The following is a 17,163-nucleotide window of genomic DNA, read 5'->3' on the forward strand; positions in this document are numbered from 1 at the left end:
CAGAGACGAGACCTCACTTGGCAGTCTATACCGATATCGCCGAAGACGATCTGAAATGGTTCCTGACGGAATATGACGCGGGCACGCTGCTTTCCTACAAGGGCATTGCCGAGGGCGTCGAAAACTCCAACTTCCTGCTTCACACCTCCAAGGACCCGCTGATCCTGACGCTCTATGAGAAGCGGGTGGAAAAGAGCGACCTGCCTTTCTTCCTCGGCCTGATGCAGCATCTCGCGGCCCGCGGTCTGTCCTGCCCGCTGCCGCTGCCGCGCCGCGACGGCGCGCTGCTCGGCTCGCTGTCCGGCCGTCCGGCGGCGCTGATCTCCTTCCTCGAAGGCATGTGGCTGAGAAAGCCGGAGGCGAAACATTGCCGCGAGGTCGGCAGGGCGCTGGCCGAGATGCATGTGGCCGGCGATGGTTTCGACTTGAAGCGGGCGAATGCGCTATCGATCGACGGCTGGCGGGGGCTCTGGGAGAAGTCCGAGGCGCGCGCCGGCGAGGTCGAGCCCGGCCTGCAGACCGAGATCCGCAGCGAACTCGATTTCCTCTCTTCCGCCTGGCCGAGTGATCTTCCCGCCGGCGTCATCCATGCCGACCTCTTCCCCGACAATGTCTTCTTCCTCGGCGATGAACTCTCCGGCCTGATTGATTTCTATTTCGCCTGCAACGACCTGCTCGCCTATGACGTCTCGATCTGCCTGAATGCCTGGTGCTTCGAGAAGGATGGCGCCTATAACATCACCAAGGGCACGGCGATGCTCGAGGGCTACCGGAGCGTTCGGCCGCTGAGCGATGCCGAAATCGCAGCCTTGCCGGTGCTGTCGCGTGGGTCTGCGCTGCGGTTCTTCCTGACCCGGCTCTATGACTGGCTGATGACGCCTGAGGGCGCCATGGTCACCAAGAAGGACCCGCTCGAATATCTGCGCAAGCTGCGGTTCCACCGCCAGATCAAATCGCCCGCCGAATATGGATTGAGCCTATGAAACACGTCGATATCTTTACCGACGGCGCATGCTCCGGCAATCCCGGTCCCGGCGGCTGGGGCGCGGTGCTGCGTTATGGCGACGTCGAAAAGGAGCTTTTCGGCGGCGAGGCGGACACGACCAACAATCGCATGGAGCTGCTGGCGGCAATCTCGGCGCTATCGGCGCTGAAAACACCCTGCGAGGTCGATCTCTATACCGACAGCGCCTATGTCAAGGACGGCATCTCCAAGTGGATTTTCGGCTGGAAGAAAAACGGCTGGAAGACCGCTGACAAAAAGCCGGTGAAGAATGCCGAGCTCTGGCAGGCGCTGGAGGCGGCCCGCGACCGCCACAAAGTGACGCTGCACTGGGTCAAGGGCCATGCCGGCCACCCGGAAAACGAACGCGCCGACGAACTCGCCCGCCGGGGTATGGAGCCGTTCAAGAAGGGCAAGGCGGTTTCGTTTTAAGTCCCCACGTTTGGTCGGCGAGCCCGATGGGCGCGGTCGTGGCATCATGGGCGTGCTGGGTGCCGGGCCAGAGCTATAGGCATCGCGTTTTCGCCGTGACCGAGTGTGGTGCGATGGCGGCAACGTCCAAGAGAGCCTCATCCTAAGGCGCCCCAAAGGGGCCTCGAAGGACGAGGCGGGTGTGCCGGCGTCAGATGGGATATGGGCGCAGGAAGCAATATTGCGGCGTGTCCTTCGAGGCTTCGCCCTTTGGGCTACGCGCCTCAGGACGAGGAGCGTTGCGGATGCCGCTGTATATCCCGCTATCTTCGCTGATTGTCCCGAACGCTGGTCTCACCCACCCTCATTCCTGTGCCTGTCACAGGAATCCAGTGCGCCCAAGTCCTTGGGCGCGGAAGACATTCTTACCGCCGCAGAGAGTCATTCACCGCGCCGAGGCGCGGTGGCTGGATTCCTGTGACGAGCACAGGAATGAGGGTGGGGATATCACGGCGCCTCCCGGCAACGATAGCGACGGCTTTCCATCTCCTCAAGCCGCCCGCTGCTGCGGCGCCGTCGCCGCGCCCTGGATCAGCCGGTGCAGATATTCGAGCTTTGCCACAACAGGCGAGGACAGCACGAAGGGATAGGAGTCGGGTTGGCCCATGCTGCGCTGGATGGCGTTGATCGCGATGCTGAGCGGCACCCAGGCACTGACCAGCTGTTCGGCACTCCTTGCCCTGTAGGGGATGAAATCCACCTCGCCGGCGATTTCCTCATGGCCGCGTGGATCGATAGCGATGCCGAAGGCGCGTGCGGTTTCGAGCGTATCGACGATATGGAGGTAATGCGCGAAGCATTCGGCAAAATCCTCCCAGGGGTGTGATGCCGCATAGGCGCTGATGAAATTGTCCTGCCATCCCAAGGGCGCGCCGCCGGCATAATGGGTCTGCAGGGCTGCCATATAATCCTGCCGTTCGTCGCCGAAGACGGCGCGGAAATCGGCAAGGCCGCCCCGATCGCGCACCAGCTTGTTCCAGATGAAATGGCCGGCCTCGTGGCGGAAATGGCCAAGCAGCGTGCGGTAGGGTTCGTTCATCGAGCTGCGCGCCTGTTCGCGCGTCGCATCGTCGGCCTCTGCGGCGCGGATGGTGATCAGGCCTTCCTCGTGACCGGTCATCGCCGGCACGATAAAGCCGTTGCTCTCGATCGAATCCTCGAGGAAATCGAAGACCAGGCCGCCTTGCGGGTCTTGCGCCCGATCCGGATGCGGCAGCTTCCAGCGCAGCAGCGAATAAAACAGATGACGCTGCGCCTGGCTGATGCGCCGCCAGCGATCGATGCCGTCCTGGGTATCGGTGTTCGGAACCAGCCGGTTATGGCGGCAGGCAACGCAGAATTCGCTCTCGCCATCATCGTCCACCAGCCAGTTGCAGATGTCGAGGCTGGCATTGGCGCAGAAGCGGACGTCGCGATCGGGATTGGAAACGAGCTGCCAGAGCGTCTCGTCGCGCGGCTCCAGTGCATGCATGGCGAGATCGCCGGGCAGGAAGCCGAGGCGATGGTTGCAGCGCACGCATCGTCGGTTGTCGAAGTGGACGACCTGATCGCAGTTGTCGCAGGCAAAAAGCTTCATCTTGTCTATCTCTGCAAAGCATGAGGGTGGGGGATTGAAAATGCCTGCCGCACGCTGGCACAGCAGGCATGGTGATAAAGGATGAGCGTCTGCTGCGCATTCCTTAAATCGGAATCACAGCGTCTTTGCGTGTGTGAAGAGAGGCTGTCGCTCAGAGCCGGTCGACGGCGCCCTTGAGCTTGTCCTTGACCTTGCCGGTTGCGACCTGTCCCTTGCCCTTGGCTTCCTGGACGGCACCCTTGGCCTGCATGTCGCGATCGTCCATGGCCCTGCCGGCGGCCTGCTTGGTTTTGCCGGCAATTTCGTTTGCCTTGCCGGAAATCTTGTCGCTGGTGCTACCCATCTTGTGATGTCTCCTTGGTCGGCACGGGCGTCTTGTCCATGCTTGCCGAAATGAAACGTCACTTGCAGCTATTCGTTCCCACTGCCGTCAGGTCAGCTGCTGTCAGGCAAGCCAGCCTCTCAAGCATGGCCGGCTTCGGCCGAAAGCATGGCAGCGGTCACGCCCATGCCGGCGAGCGCCCGCTCGTATTTATCATCGAGGCTGCGGTCGAAGATCAAATCCTCATTGGCCGGGCAGGTGAGCCAGCCATTGTTGACGACCTCGCTTTCGAGCTGGCCGGCCGCCCAGGAGGAATAGCCGAGCAGCATAGTCGCGCGCGTCGGCCCATCGCCTTTGGAGATGGCGCGCACGATATCGAGCGTCGCCGTCAGGCAGATGTCGTCGCTGACCGGGATCGAGGAGTCGCTGGCATAATCGTCCGAATGCAGCACGAAGCCGCGGCCGCTTTCCACCGGGCCGCCGGTCTGGATCGGGAATTCGCGCGCCCGCTTCGGCAGCACGATCGAGTCTTCCGGCTTGATCATGTCGAGATGCTGCAGCACATCGGTGAAGGTAAGACTCTGCGGACGGTTGATGACGAAGCCCATGGCGCCGGCATCCGAATGCGCGCAGATGTAGATGACAGCGCGCGCAAAATTGCGGTCTTCCATGCCCGGCATGGCGATGAGGAACTGGCCATCGAAGAAGCCACGTTCCCGTCTGTTCTTCAGGGTCAATAAGGACATCGTTCCTCCTGCTGCTAGACCGCACCAAGGCCTCGACAAAAGAAACATGGGCCAATGTCACACATCAATCAACTGAAAATGAAGAATTAAATTGCCGCCACTTCTGGCGGCCAAACTGCACATTCGGTAAACCTTTGTTCCATGATGATTATTTCCTCAGGTCCGTGCAGGCTTTTAATCGCTGTTGTGTCGGTGGTCACAGCCCTTGTGCCGTTTTCTTCCGCCCACGCGGAAATGAGCGCCTGGGCGGAAAACGAGGGCGGCCGCATGCGCCTCGTGGCGCTCGCACCCGATGCCGGCGGCAAAATCCGCGCCGCTCTTCAGATCGAGCCGAAACCCGGCTGGATCACCTATTGGAAAGAGCCCGGCAACAGCGGCATTCCGCCCCAGATCACCATCGCGGCGGAAAGCGGCGTCACGCTCGATGCCATCGCCTATCCCGTCCCGAAGCATTTTTTCAAGGGCGCGATCGAGGATATCGCCTATGACGCGCCGGTGACGCTGCCGCTGTCGCTGACGGCGGCCGGCAAAGGCCCGGTGACGATCGACGCCGCCGCCTTCATCGGCATCTGCAAGGATATCTGCATTCCCTTCCAGGCGAATTTGCAGCTGAAGCTTGGCCCCGCCATCCAGTCGCACCCGCAGGAGGAGGCGATCCTCCAGGCCGCCGATGCGAGATTGCCGAAGCCGCCATCGCCGGATTTCGACGTGACGGCGCATGCGATGTCGCCCGACAGGAAGACGCTGTCGCTCGATCTTGTCTTGCCGGGCGGGGGGCAGGGCGAAGGGAAGGGCGCGCCGGATATCATCGTCACCGGCCCGAGCGGCTATGCCTTCACCAAGCAAATCGGCGGCAAACGCGACGGCGCCACCTTCAAGGTCGATGTCGCTATCGGCAAGCTGCCGAAGGATTACGACGTGGCAGGCAAGCGCTGGAGCGTGCTCGTCATTGACGGCGAAAGGGCGATGGAGACCACTCTTGCCTTTCAATGATGGGCTCCTATAGTCGCCTCCGATCCCTGCGGCGCCCGCCGCCGCCAAGCCGGAATTTCCAAAGCCAGAACCCAAAGCCCGGAAACCTCCGGAGCCGGAAATCGCTAAGGACAGAACCAAGGAGAAGACCATGACCATCGCGATCGGCGACAAGCTTCCTGCCGCCACCTTCAAGGAAAAGACGGCTGACGGCCCGGTCGAAATCACCACCGATCAGCTCTTCGCCGGCAAGCGCGTCGTGCTCTTTGCCGTGCCGGGCGCGTTTACGCCCACCTGCTCGCTGAACCACCTGCCGGGTTATCTCGAAAACCGCGATACCATCCTTGGCAAAGGCGTCGATGACATCGCCGTCGTCGCCGTCAACGACTGGCACGTGATGGGCGCCTGGGCGCAATCATCAGGCGGCATGGGCAAGATCCACTTCCTCGCCGATTGGGATGCCGGCTTCACCAAGGCCGTCGGCCTCGACGCCGACCTCTCCGCCGGCGGCCTCGGCCTTCGCTCCAAGCGTTATTCGATGCTGGTGGAAGACGGCGTGGTCAAAGCCCTCAACGTCGAGGAAAGCCCCGGCCAGGCAACCGTATCAGGTGCCGCCGCAATGCTGGAACAGCTCTGACCTCTCGAACAACAATTGCCCCTCCCCAACCCCTCCCCACAAGGGGGAGGGGCTTAAGGTGCGGCTTCGTCGTCTACCTCATTGAACGTCGAGTGTGCGGTTGGCCGGGGGCCGAAACCAAATGAAGTTGGTCTAAGAAGGTCCTAAGCCTGTCAACAGCTCGTTCTGGCGGTTCCGTCCGCGTCCATTGCCTGCGGTCCACGGCCGTGTCGATAAAGCGAAACTCTATCAGGCCCGATGACTGTGCTGAAATCCGCAGGTAGGCCACTGAATAGGGCTTATGCTCGGTTTGTTGGACGCATAGATCAGCCATTGATGTCCATCCGAACAGCGCATCCCTAAGCGAACCCTGAGCGATGAAATCAGCAAGTTGCTCAATGCCCAGCAAGGCCGACGAGAATTTTTCGTCTTCCGAACGTTTTCGAACATTGCGGATATGGTCAACAAGCAGAGGCCAAGGCTTCATCATGCGCTAAGTCTGGCTTTGGAGCGCGTGCCTGTCAAATGGGTGCAAGCACTCGATTATCTTATGTCGATGCTGCCCGTATTTAGCTTAGCAATAAAACTGGGATTACCTCCCGCCTCAATCTTGCCTCAATCGTTATAACATAACTGTAATGTTATTACATTGTAGGATGTGCCATGCCCCCGAGCCCCGACCGCCCCCTCGTCAGCCTGCTGGGACAGTCGGCATTCTCCAGGGTGATCGGCATGGCGCTGGTCATTGCGCTGCTGTGGCTGGCGATCCACTGGGCGGTTGTCTTGCCATGACGCCGCTGATCCGTCTGGAGAATCTGACCGTTGCCTATAACAGGCACCCCGCCGTCCATCATGTCTCCGGCGCCTTCGCCGCAGGAAGCCTCACGGCGATTGCCGGGCCGAATGGGGCGGGCAAGTCGACGCTGCTGAAGGCGATCATGGGCGAGCTTCGTCCCGCCGAAGGCAGGGTCGAGCACCAGTTGGAGCGGGCACAGTTCGGTTATCTCCCGCAGGCGGCCGAGATCGACCGCCGCTTTCCGATCTCGGTCATCGACACCGTCATGCTCGGCGCCTGGAAGAAGGCGGGAGCCTTCGGCCGCATTGTGCCCGGCGAGGTGAAGAGGGCAGGCGAGGCGCTCTCCGCCGTCGGGCTCGAAGGTTTCGGCCGGCGCCATGTCGGCTCGCTCTCGGCCGGCCAGTTCCAGCGTGTGCTCTTTGCCCGCCTGCTGCTGCAGGATGCCGGCATTATCCTGCTCGACGAGCCGTTTACGGCAATCGATGCCCGCACGACCAGGGACCTGGTCGATATCGTCACCCGCTGGCACGGCGAAGGCCGTACGGTAATCGCCGTGCTCCACGATTTCGAGCTCGTCCGGGCGCATTTCCCGCAAACCCTGCTGCTCGCCCGTGAATTGGTCGGCTGGGGTGCGACCGCAGACGTCATGTCCTCCGTCAATCTGCTGAAGGCTCGCGCCATGGCCGAGCGCTGGGACGAAGATGCGAATGCCTGCGCATACGAAGAGGTACCGGCGGCATGACGGCTTACGATCTCTTCCTGGCGCCCTTTGCCGATTACGGCTTCATGCGCCGGGCGCTCGTCGCCTGCCTCTGCCTCGGGCTCGGCTCCGGCCCGATCGGCGTCTTCCTGATGCTGCGGCGCATGAGCCTGATGGGTGATGCGATGAGCCATGCCGTGCTGCCGGGGGCTGCCATCGGTTACCTCGTCGCCGGCTCCCTGTCGCTGACGGCAATGGGCCTCGGCGGGCTGATCGCCGGCCTGTCGGTGGCGCTGCTGTCCGGCGCCGTCAGCCGGATGACCGTGCTGCAGGAGGATGCGAGCTTTGCCAGCTTCTATCTTGCGTCGCTGGCGCTCGGCGTGCTGATCGTCTCGTTGCGCGGTTCGAATATCGATCTGCTGCATGTGCTCTTCGGCACCATCCTGGCGATCGATGCGCCGGCTCTTTATCTGATCGGTGCGATCGCCTCGCTGACCCTCGTCATCCTCGCCTTCATCTACCGGCCGCTGGTCGCCGAATGTTTCGATCCGGGTTTTCTGCGCGCCGTCGGTGGGCGCGGGCCGGTCTATCACGTCCTCTTCCTGCTGCTCGTGGTGCTGAACCTCGTCGCCAGCTTCCAGGCGCTCGGCACGCTGATGGCGGTCGGCCTGATGATGCTGCCGGCGGCCGTCGCCCAGCTCTGGTCGCGCAGTCTGCCTGTGATGATGGCGATAGCAGCCGCAAGTGCTGCCGCCTCCGGCTATCTCGGTATGATCGCCTCCTACCATCTCGAACTCGCCTCCGGCCCGACGATCATCATGACGGCGGCGATCCTCTACGGCTTTTCCATTCTTTTCGCGCCCTCCGGCTTGGCCCGGCGCTTCTTCCCCCGCCCGCATTTGAAGGGCTGATCCCAAGGAGACTTCGATGACACCGCACAGACTGCTTCTCTCCGCAGCAATCCCCGCTTTGATGGCGCTGTCGGCCGTGCCCGCCTCCGCCGAAACGCTGAAGGTTGTGGCCTCCTTCACCGTGCTAGCCGATGTCGTCAAACAGGTCGGCGGCGAGCACGTCAAGGTGACGAGCCTCGTCGGGCCGAACGGCGATCCCCACGAATTCGAGCCGTCGCCGGCCGACGCGAAGAATTTGAACGCGGCTCAAGTCACCTTCGTCAGCGGCGAGGGGCTGGAAGGCTGGATGGACCGGCTGATCACAGCATCGGGCTACAAGGGCAAGCCGGTCACCGTTTCCGAAGGCATCAACACCCGCACGATGGAAGAGGACGGCGAAAAAATCACCGATCCGCATGTCTGGAACAGCCCCGTCAACGTCAAGGTCTGGGTCGCCAATATCGAAAAGGCGCTGTCATCGGCCGATCCCTCGGACGCCGCCGCCTTCAAGGCCAATGCCGAGAAGTACACAAAGACGCTCGATGAATTGAACGCCTATGCCCATGCGAAATTCGACAAGGTGGCCGACGATCGCCGCAAGGTGCTGACCAGCCATGATGCCTTCGGTTATTTCGGCCGCGAATATAATGTCAGCTTCCTGGCGCCGCTTGGTCTGTCCACCGAAAGCGAGGCATCGGCCGCCGACGTCGCCAAGCTGATCGAGCAGATCAAGGGCGAGCATGTGAAGGCCTATTTCTTCGAGAATTCCAACGATCCGCGCCTGGTCAAGCAGGTCGCCAAGGCAACCGGGGCCGAGCCCGGCGGCGAGCTCTATGTTGAATCCCTGTCCGACGCTAAGGGACCGGCGCCGACTTATGAAAAGATGTTCAAGTACAATGTCGACCAGCTCGCCGCCGCCATGGCGAAATCGAGCTGAAGTATCGAGGGCTGCAGGCCTGTCCTGTGGCCCTCACAAATTAAGGTCGAAGACCAGGATGCCGGCAAGGCCTCCATCCGTCGACGAGACGATGCGCTCGCCGACCGTCACGTGCTCGGGATGGATGAGATAGGCATCGCGGGCCTCGGCGCTTTCAAAGGTCACGGCAAAACCGTCGACGAAGCCGCCATGCAAGCCCTCCGGCGAAACATTTGGCCCGTATTTGATATCCAATATGCCGGGAATGACCTGTTTCAGGGCGACGATCGCCGCAAACAGCGACTGCTTGTCTTCGGCCGTCACCGCGGTCTTCAGCCGCAGGAATACGCAATGCAGGATCATCAGTGGTCCTCCCGATTTTCTTTGGCCCGATTTTCTTTGCATGGAGAATAGCGGCGAAAGCCGGGAGAGCAACGAGATTTATTTTCACGCGGACGTTGCGCCGCAGCCGTGAGCCGGGCAGATTACATCTGGTCGGTCTTCACCAGGGGCCGCTTGTAGATCTTCTGGACGAGATCGCTCGCCAGCGCGCGGGCTTGGTCTTTCTCAGCCGCCGTCATCGGCCGGCAGGTGTTCCTGGTGTTTGAACTGTCGAGCACTGTCGTGGAACCGGAATTAGCGATGACGAGATGCCAGCTGCAGGAGGCCACCTTGTCGATGGCGACGGCACCGTGGCAACCGGTGGACAGGCAGAAGGCAATGGTCCTCTGCGCCCCGTTGTCGCCTTTATAGGCCAGCGCGACGGCTTTCTTGATATCCGTGACCCATCGCTCGCATTGTGCCTGTTTTGCCCCCGGCTGGCAGCTTTTGGTGACCGGAGTGATCTCGGCGGCCTGAAGCGGCGATACGCAAAAAACACCCATCGAGAGGGCGAGCAGAATCTTGAGCATGGGATTTTCCTTGTGCAAGGAATGAGAGACGCACATCCCAGGCCGTTGGTCAATGGCCATCGATAAAGGGAAGGTGGCGCGCCTAACAAAGGTTACGCGCCACCCCTGAAAATCCGATTTGTCTCGATCCGCCGCTATTCCAGAACGACCACGGCCTCCACCTCGAAGAGCATGGGATCGATGGCAAGCTTGGAAACGGGAACCAGCGTCTGCGCCGGCAATGCTTCGCCGAACATGTTCTTGACGTTGCTGGTCAACACCTCGAGCTTGGACATATCGTGATCGACCACGAAGACCGTCAGCTTGGCGACCTGATCCGGCCTGGCGCCGAGCGCATCGAGGGCGGTGCGCAGATTCGCATAGGCCTGCTTCACCTGGACGGCAAAGTCGGGCGACAAGGCGCCCGTGCTGTCCTGGCCGCCCTGTCCGGAGATATAGGCCAGCCGGCCTTGGCGCGGCACGATCACCGCCGTGCTGTAGCCATTCGGCGAGGGGTCGTAGAGGTTTTTTGGATTGACGATGGTCAGCTTGAGATCGTCCTCATTGGCTGTTGCCGCAGTTGGAACGCTGATGGTCATGATGATGAAACCTCCGATAATGAGATGCTTGATTGCGGGTGACATGATTTTCTCCTGGGCATCTGAAGGCTGCGAGTGACGGATCTTCGCGGCATGCAGATGAATCTTCTCGCCCATATGATAGGACTCGTACGACGTACGATTAAATTGCATCGTACGTCGTACGAGTCAATTGGTCAGGATCGACATTCCTGGCATGTCGGCTTAGATCGACGTTCTGATCAGTAAGGAAGACGAATGGCAGCCAAACGCAGCGGTGCTGAGAGCAAAGGGTCTGGGCGGAGAGGTGCGCCATCACCCCAGTCCGGGCAGGAGCCGCGCAGTGAACCGCCTCTCTCGCTGGAACGGATCGTGGCGACTGCGGTGGAACTGCTGGACGCCGAGGGCGTCGACGGATTGAAGATGCGCCGGCTGGCCGATCGCCTCGGCGCGGGCGCGATGAGCCTCTATTGGCACGTCGACAACAAGGAAAAGGTCTTCGATCTGGCGCTGGATTCGGTGCTCGAATATCGCGCACCGCCTGGTGCGTCTGAAGATTGGCGCGAGGACATCGTTCATATGCTCGAAGACTGGCGCGCCAGCATGCTGCGCCATCCCTGGTCGGCATCGCTGTTGCCACGCCGGGCGCTTGGTCCGAACATCCTCATTCGCCTGGAACTGCTGAGCAAGACCTTGTCCGGAGCCGGTGTCACTGATGCCGATTTGAACGTCGCGATCTGGTCGCTCTGGAACTATGTGATCGGCGCCACCATCACCCGGGCGAACTTCGACCTCTCCGATGACGACAGGGCCGCCGCGCAGCAGCGCCTGACAGGTCTGAGCGAGCACTACCCGACGATCGAACGCTCCCGTCTGCTGCTGGATAATGATTGGGACGGCGCTTTCAGGAAGGGCCTCGACTTCCTGCTCGATGGTCTTGCGCCGCGCCAGTGAACATTCCTCAACGAGACGGCGCCGGCTTCTGCGCGCGTGCCGTAGGTGAGCGCGCGCTGCCGCGACACGGCTCCCGGCTATTTCCGCAGGATTTTCTCAATCGCTTTCCCCTTGGCGAGTTCGTCGATCAATTTGTCCAGATAGCGGATTTCCCGCATCGTCGTTTCCTGGATGTCTTCCACGCGGACACCGCAGATCACGCCTGTAATCGACGATCGGGACGGATTCATCTGAGGCGCTTGCGCAAAGAAATCCTCGAAGTTGGTCTTCTCAGCCAACTGATCGTCCAGGCTCTGCTGGCTATGCCCCGTCAGCCAACAGATGATTTCATCGACCTCCGTCTTCGTGCGCCCCTTCTTCTCTGCCTTGGCGACATAGTGGGGATAGACGCTCGCGACGCTGATGGAATAGATGCGATGCTTCGTCATGCGCGCTCCTCAACGTTCCAGATATTTTCCGGCTTGAGATAGCTGATTTCAAGACCTCAACAAGTGGCGGATAATGGGTTAGCTTCCGCGGGCGCGAAGCAGATCAGTGCAAACGCGGCATCTCTACAGCGCCGCGCGTCTTCGACCGGATTGCGCCAACAACGGACATCGGCTCGGCTTGGTTAGACGGCCGCTACGGGGCCGGAGCACGTGAGCCGAAGATTGAAATCTCCATAGCCATCGCCAGTGGTCCGCGGGTTCCTTCCTTGGGCACTTTCGTACGCCTCCCGGCGCCCGAAACTCTTCACGGAAGCAGACTGTCAGGTTTAGGGAATTGTGGCCTTGTGAACGGACTTTTGTGAGAACCAACAAACTGGTTAGCCGCCGGTAAGATTTCAAAACCGCCATTCTTATGGCATCTCGTTGAAACCTGGCATCCATTAGAGGACGGTATAACTACCATTTGTCATCGCCTTTTGAGATTTACGCGTATCTCATCACCTAGGAACCAACCACCTCCCTCGCTCCACGAAGAGATGATTCCGCGAGTCTCAAGCCAGAGGACGAATGCACGATTTTCATCTGATCTTGGCAATCTTGGCGTGTGATATCCTGTCGTGATCTCAGAAAAAGGATCTGGAAGCGCCGCAAGCACTTCGCGCGCTTCGTCAACCGTCATTGTCGAGTGAAATTCGTTGAACAGGGAAATCTGCGTCGCAACGGGCCTTGAATTCAGGATCAGTGACCGCGCTTTAGCCGCATCAAGGCCGGATATACGAACGTTGGTGCGGTCAAGAATCGGGCCGATGAGTGCCGCTCGTTTGGGTAGTTCCGTCAGAGTATTCAAATCGATTAGGTCGATTATCGCGCGCTTATCGTCATCTGTTATGTCGGCTTGAAGGAGCCCTTCTCGGAAGACGTCGTCGAGACCGAACATGTCGGGATCGGTGAGATAAGCTTCAATGTTTTCCGCCACGAAAAGGACCGGCAAGTCTGTATTGACGTCTAGGCTTTCAAGGGTCTCCTTTGAAAAGGTGATCTTGCGCTCCTCTATGAGAGTAGTGAGCTTCGAAGAATCGAGGCTTGTGGGAAAATTCTTGAAAGTATTGGGCAACGCTCGGACATATTCCCGGTAGCCCTCATCGCTCAGTGAATTCGCGGCAACAAGGAATTGGCGTAACAGCAGCGTCTTCGGATCGTTAGGCAGACGCTGGTTCAGAATTGCCGCGCGCACATCTTTCCGATCAAGATAGGCCACCAGGATTTCCGCCGCGAAGCCACTGCCTGCCATGAACGAGATACAATTCTCCCATGTCGGCACGATGCGTCGCAGCTCAAATACCATGGCGTGGAATTTCTCCGGAACACCCTCTAGCGTTGGCAAGAGAGCCGTCTGTCGACCGAGAAACTCACGAAGATTGTCTTCGTCAAGTTCCTCCCGGCCTAGGAGATCGGTGATGGCTGCGGCGTCTTCCTCGGCATTGTCACGAAGCTCGAGGAGCACGTCGCTAAGATAGAGATCAAGGTCGCGTTCAACCCTCGTAATCAAGGCAGGATCTGTGAGCGAACGCAGCGTAGTGTAATTACGCTCGCGGAACGCTACGAGATTGGTCTCGCCCAGAACTTCGCAAAAGACATGTTCCAGATTGGCAATCGAGAGTTCGAAAAGGCCGCGTCTTACCATGAAGCGCACGATGCCAGTGGACTTTCCGATTGCCGGGAGGTCTCGAACATCGAAGCCAATGCGCACGAGGCGTTCTGGTGCCAAGTCAGGTGCAAGTGCCAGAATTTCAGGGAGTTTCGCTGCGACGAAATCAGGGAACTCGTCGCTATCGCGCGCTATAGTTTTTAGGGCCTCTTCCGGCAGGTTGGTTACCAACTGTGTGATATGAGAAAGATTGCGCTTGCTGGCGATTGCGGTTGGAACGAATTGCTTCCATCCGTCCGCGAGGCGCGAAAGCAATTCAGGGACAGCGCGTCCCGTTGCGTAATAGGCCTCGAAGAAATCTTCGCAGAATTCAAAATGGGATGCGATGAACTCTAAGAGCTTACGAGTCTGTTCGCTGTAACGGATTGGCTCACTCAGAAGGCAGTCGACCAATTTGACGTTAAGGACATAGCTTTGCTCGAAGTCCGCTTCGCGCATCCCCGCGATGACCTCATTCGGGTTGTCAATCTGAAAGCTGGGGTCGGGGGTAACGAACGCCCGTATCTGCCGCAGGAACTTATTATCGTTGGGTGACAGCCGACCAGAGTGGAACAGCGACGTATATTGATAATAAGTATCGTCGAGATACCCTTCTAAAATCAAGAAACGGGCCAGTTCTCCCTTCTCGCCAAAGCCATCGAAAAGATCGGTTACGTGCTCCGCGCCGGAACGCACAAGTTCATTGAATTCGGTTGCTCGTAGAGTGGCGATCTTCGCTCTAAGCTCGCGAATCCGTCCCAAGCTCTCGCTCTTGTTGGCCTCAGTTTTGTTTTCGATCTCTACCTTGCGCTGCAGGTAGGTCTTGTGGCTATCCACTTCGTGCTGCAATGTAGAGATATCGATCCGCTGTGCGTTATTGTAGACATTGCGGTAGATAATTTGCTTTGCTGCGAGTATCTGTTCAAGCGAGTCTTGTCCAACAAGCTGGGGAAGCGTGATCGAAGCTCCCCCTTCAAGACTGACGCTGTTTGAGTTCGCAGGTAGCTTCTCGATGAGTGCCATTGCGTAGATTCGGCGCAACTCCTTAAGATCAGAAGGCGTCTGCCGCTCGGCGATATCAATTTTTTGTTCTAGTTCCGCTATCTCCGCCTTGCAGGCGGCCTCTGCGTGGTCAACAAGCTCATCGTGGCGACCCAGAATGTCAGCGAGGCTGCCTTCGCCACGGTGCAGTTGTTCGAAATCCCTAGGGTAGACATTCTTATATATAAGGATCGCAAGCAGCTTGTTGGCGTTGAGAGTATTCTCGTCGTCGGTTTCTAGGTTGGCGACGTAGATGGCATATTCATTGAAGATATTCTGAATAAGCCTTAGGTCATTTAGGTATCTTGATACCTCTCGAAGGAACTGCCGATTAAGCCGGTCGTCGAGTTCAAGCCTCTTTCCTTGTTCCAGCACCATATCGATCGAGTTCGAAGCGTTGATGATCGGTATGACGGGAATGATGAATTCAAAGAACTTGGTCCGATCCGTATTAACAAACACGTCGTCGCGTAGGGCGTAAAGAAATCTAATGGTTCGCCTGACTCCCGCATTCTCATTCACCAAACTGTTGATTTCACGCAATGTCACGAATATTTCGGCATCTTCGAAGCGGTCCAGATCCTCAATGATTACGAGATCATAGTCTGTTGACTGGAAGAAGTAGATAATCTCATCCAAATGACGGTTAAGTATTGAATCTAAATTGTCCGATGCGGGCCTTATTTCGATGTCTTTTAGAGAGATGCTTTTGAGCGACAGCCCAAAGCTGGCGACATAAAAGTGGTGCAGCACAACCCACAAAAAAAGCAACGAAAACCCGAAGACTCCGAAATTAGGCCAATTGCTCAATGCGAGTGGATCGAAAAAGGTGCCGCTAATTATCGGTTCCCGCTTTGCGAATACGTACCAGAGCGAAAGTAAGCCGAACATAATGTACAGCGATCTGAAGATCGACAAGACACCGGGGGATTGGATTCGCTTAAATCGCGACAGTGGAAGTTTGTTGACATCTGCGCCGTACAGCATTTGCTGCAGTATGCTTCTTTCAATCTCCTGCCGGCTTACTTTGAGACTTGGGGCGCTAGCTTTCTTGTCGCTCGATGCGCTAGATTCTTTGTCGGTTGATGCGCTAGCTTCTTTCACGAACGCCGCGAGAGATATGTGCAGTGCAGGTCTTTGGTATCTTTTCAGGAACGATTGGATGATGCTGCTTTTTCCTGAACCATAAGGCCCCGTAAGCGCTATGTTGTTTACCTTCGGGTCAGTCGTCGCAAAGAGCAAAGCTTCGGAATATACACCGTCCTTGTCAGCTTGGTCGGTCGGTGCAAGATTTACAAATTTTGCTTTTATGACGGCGGGCCGACCGATAGCTTCCAAGAAGGCGCCGAAATTGGTGAGCCAGCCACCCAGCCAATCTGTTAATGTTGCAATGCGTTCGCCCATAATACCTAACTATCACCGATCCAAGCGATAAATATCACCGGGGAGCCGGAAAAACCTACTTTCATCTGCAAGAACTCCGCATTTGCGAATCGATCACCAGAGTCCCGCTGTCCGCAATCATAGCGGGAACTAGCCATAGGTAATAGTCTCGATGATTGGCAGCTTTCGGGCGCTCACGGTATCAGGCGCACCGACCGACAAGGAGGCGCATTGCCGCCCGACAGCATTGGCTCGGTCGGTGGTGTCTCTGACGGCATTTCTGCTATAGCTCGGAAGCAAATCGCCCGCGATGTCACCCACTGCCGAAGTGTGAAGGGCGCAACGGGCTGATGGGCCTCTCGCTCATCAGGCCTCTTGTCTTGAAGGAGGAGCGCTAGGATGAGCACCGACCCGGATACCGTGCGGTCCTATGATAGGGTCGCAGCGGAGTACGCTGCCGAGGCCGCGGCGATGCCCGAATGGGTCGCGACAGAGATCGATGCGTTCGTGACCGAGCTGGGCGGCTCGGGCAGGGTGCTGGAGATCGGAAGCGGTGGCGGGCGAGATGCACTTGAGCTTGAGAAGCGCGGAATGAGCGTCCGGCGCACCGACATTGCAAAGGGTTTCGTCGAACTGCTTCGCGAAAGTGGCTTCGAAGCCGACCTGTTGGACCCACTGACCGATGACTTGGCCGACCCGCAGCGTCCCGGCACGCCATACGACGGGATCTGGGCCTGTGCCTGCCTGATTCATGTCGCCCGCGAGGATTTCGGCACGGTGCTTGGACGGCTTGCCGAGGCAACCCGGACCGGTGGCCGATTACACGCCTCGGTAAGAGAGGGCGATGGTGAGGATGCCTCCACCCACGGCAGCGCTGCAGTGCCGAGGCGCTACGTCGAGACATATTGGCGCGAGCCTGCCCTGCGGTCCGCACTCAGAGACGCGGGCTGGATCGTCAGCGAGGTACGTCGGTACGTCGGAAAGCCCGATGATCATTGGCTGAGTGTTCGGGCCAGTCGGGCGTGACGCACATGGAACTTGCGGGAATGGCCGGTTGTGCGCGACCATGAACTCTAGGTGGCCACCGCAATGTTGGCTTCCGGGTGAAGGCAAAGATCCCTCGGTGGCCGACATGAAGGCGCGAAGCCGACTTTCAGCGAGCTAACCTTCTGTTTCCGATTGGGCCCCATGGAG

Annotated in this window: 18 protein-coding genes; 10 read left to right on the forward strand and 8 right to left on the reverse strand. The window is 58.8% G+C overall.

Annotated elements, in window-relative coordinates:
* Positions 1 to 17 precede the first annotated feature (17 nt).
* Both RWJ89_RS20755 and rnhA read left to right on the forward strand, forming a co-directional pair.
* On the forward strand, positions 18 to 983 hold the full coding sequence (locus tag RWJ89_RS20755; RefSeq protein WP_316031361.1) for a homoserine kinase: 966 nt from the start codon (positions 18 to 20) through the stop codon (positions 981 to 983).
* On the forward strand, positions 980 to 1,435 hold the full coding sequence (rnhA, locus tag RWJ89_RS20760; protein ID WP_168348896.1) for a ribonuclease HI: 456 nt from the start codon (positions 980 to 982) through the stop codon (positions 1,433 to 1,435). The genes RWJ89_RS20755 and rnhA overlap by 4 nt, the downstream gene beginning before the upstream one ends.
* A 529-nt stretch (positions 1,436 to 1,964) precedes the next feature.
* Here rnhA and RWJ89_RS20765 read toward each other — a convergent pair.
* The 3 genes from RWJ89_RS20765 to RWJ89_RS20775 all read right to left on the reverse strand — a co-directional run bounded on the left by RWJ89_RS20765 (position 1,965) and on the right by RWJ89_RS20775 (position 4,118).
* Complete coding sequence (locus tag RWJ89_RS20765) at positions 1,965 to 3,050, reverse strand: zinc-binding metallopeptidase family protein (RefSeq protein WP_017959272.1); 1,086 nt, start codon at positions 3,048 to 3,050, stop codon at positions 1,965 to 1,967.
* A gap of 151 nt (positions 3,051 to 3,201) precedes the next feature.
* The gene (locus tag RWJ89_RS20770) at positions 3,202 to 3,393 is read right to left on the reverse strand and encodes a CsbD family protein (RefSeq protein WP_131642478.1); all 192 of its coding nucleotides are present in this window, start codon (positions 3,391 to 3,393) and stop codon (positions 3,202 to 3,204) included.
* A 119-nt stretch (positions 3,394 to 3,512) separates the two neighbouring features.
* Positions 3,513 to 4,118: a YqgE/AlgH family protein gene (locus RWJ89_RS20775; protein ID WP_168257630.1), complete on the reverse strand. Its 606-nt coding sequence runs from the start codon at positions 4,116 to 4,118 to the stop codon at positions 3,513 to 3,515.
* Positions 4,119 to 4,259: 141 nt separating this feature from the next.
* On the opposite strand from RWJ89_RS20775, the gene RWJ89_RS20780 reads away from it, so the two are divergent.
* The 6 genes from RWJ89_RS20780 (at position 4,260) to RWJ89_RS20805 (ending at position 9,029) form a co-directional block, all read left to right on the forward strand.
* Positions 4,260 to 5,111: a protein-disulfide reductase DsbD domain-containing protein gene (locus RWJ89_RS20780; RefSeq protein WP_316031362.1), complete on the forward strand. Its 852-nt coding sequence runs from the start codon at positions 4,260 to 4,262 to the stop codon at positions 5,109 to 5,111.
* 130 nt (positions 5,112 to 5,241) lie between these two features.
* Positions 5,242 to 5,727 (forward strand): peroxiredoxin, encoded by a 486-nt coding sequence (locus RWJ89_RS20785; RefSeq protein WP_011650769.1) that lies wholly within the window; start codon positions 5,242 to 5,244, stop codon positions 5,725 to 5,727.
* A 642-nt stretch (positions 5,728 to 6,369) separates the two neighbouring features.
* On the forward strand, positions 6,370 to 6,498 hold the full coding sequence (locus RWJ89_RS20790; RefSeq protein WP_316031363.1) for a hypothetical protein: 129 nt from the start codon (positions 6,370 to 6,372) through the stop codon (positions 6,496 to 6,498).
* Positions 6,495 to 7,244: a metal ABC transporter ATP-binding protein gene (locus RWJ89_RS20795; RefSeq protein WP_316031364.1), complete on the forward strand. Its 750-nt coding sequence runs from the start codon at positions 6,495 to 6,497 to the stop codon at positions 7,242 to 7,244. The genes RWJ89_RS20790 and RWJ89_RS20795 overlap by 4 nt, the downstream gene beginning before the upstream one ends.
* A complete protein-coding gene (locus RWJ89_RS20800) occupies positions 7,241 to 8,113 on the forward strand; it encodes a metal ABC transporter permease (RefSeq protein ID WP_316031365.1) in 873 nt (290 codons plus the stop codon). The genes RWJ89_RS20795 and RWJ89_RS20800 overlap by 4 nt, the downstream gene beginning before the upstream one ends.
* A 16-nt stretch (positions 8,114 to 8,129) precedes the next feature.
* Positions 8,130 to 9,029, forward strand: a complete 900-nt coding sequence (locus RWJ89_RS20805) for a metal ABC transporter substrate-binding protein (protein ID WP_168259751.1) — start codon at positions 8,130 to 8,132, stop codon at positions 9,027 to 9,029.
* Positions 9,030 to 9,062: 33 nt separating this feature from the next.
* Here the strand turns inward: RWJ89_RS20805 and RWJ89_RS20810 are convergent, their stop codons facing one another.
* The 3 genes from RWJ89_RS20810 to RWJ89_RS20820 all read right to left on the reverse strand — a co-directional run bounded on the left by RWJ89_RS20810 (position 9,063) and on the right by RWJ89_RS20820 (position 10,542).
* Positions 9,063 to 9,371 (reverse strand): Dabb family protein, encoded by a 309-nt coding sequence (locus RWJ89_RS20810; RefSeq protein WP_168268883.1) that lies wholly within the window; start codon positions 9,369 to 9,371, stop codon positions 9,063 to 9,065.
* A gap of 122 nt (positions 9,372 to 9,493) precedes the next feature.
* Positions 9,494 to 9,919, reverse strand: a complete 426-nt coding sequence (locus RWJ89_RS20815; RefSeq protein ID WP_246621988.1) for a hypothetical protein — start codon at positions 9,917 to 9,919, stop codon at positions 9,494 to 9,496.
* Between the two features lie 134 nt (positions 9,920 to 10,053).
* Positions 10,054 to 10,542, reverse strand: a complete 489-nt coding sequence (locus tag RWJ89_RS20820) for a RidA family protein (RefSeq protein ID WP_316031366.1) — start codon at positions 10,540 to 10,542, stop codon at positions 10,054 to 10,056.
* 192 nt (positions 10,543 to 10,734) lie between these two features.
* Here RWJ89_RS20820 and RWJ89_RS20825 point away from each other — a divergent pair, with 192 nt between their 5' ends.
* Positions 10,735 to 11,430 (forward strand): TetR/AcrR family transcriptional regulator C-terminal domain-containing protein, encoded by a 696-nt coding sequence (locus RWJ89_RS20825; RefSeq protein WP_316031367.1) that lies wholly within the window; start codon positions 10,735 to 10,737, stop codon positions 11,428 to 11,430.
* Between the two features lie 77 nt (positions 11,431 to 11,507).
* Here the strand turns inward: RWJ89_RS20825 and RWJ89_RS20830 are convergent, their stop codons facing one another.
* Both RWJ89_RS20830 and RWJ89_RS20835 read right to left on the reverse strand, forming a co-directional pair.
* Complete coding sequence (locus RWJ89_RS20830; protein ID WP_316031368.1) at positions 11,508 to 11,858, reverse strand: DUF2200 domain-containing protein; 351 nt, start codon at positions 11,856 to 11,858, stop codon at positions 11,508 to 11,510.
* Positions 11,859 to 12,324: 466 nt separating this feature from the next.
* On the reverse strand, positions 12,325 to 15,990 hold the full coding sequence (locus RWJ89_RS20835; RefSeq protein WP_316031369.1) for a YobI family P-loop NTPase: 3,666 nt from the start codon (positions 15,988 to 15,990) through the stop codon (positions 12,325 to 12,327).
* A 378-nt stretch (positions 15,991 to 16,368) separates the two neighbouring features.
* Between RWJ89_RS20835 and RWJ89_RS20840 the strand changes: the two genes are divergently transcribed.
* Positions 16,369 to 16,995 carry a class I SAM-dependent methyltransferase gene (locus RWJ89_RS20840; protein WP_316031370.1) on the forward strand — a complete coding sequence of 209 codons (627 nt, stop codon included), beginning with the start codon at positions 16,369 to 16,371 and terminating at the stop codon, positions 16,993 to 16,995.
* Positions 16,996 to 17,163: the final 168 nt, after the last annotated feature.

The sequence above is a fragment of the Rhizobium sp. 10PS4 genome, assembly GCF_032464805.1.
GTDB lineage: Bacteria > Pseudomonadota > Alphaproteobacteria > Rhizobiales > Rhizobiaceae > Rhizobium > Rhizobium laguerreae.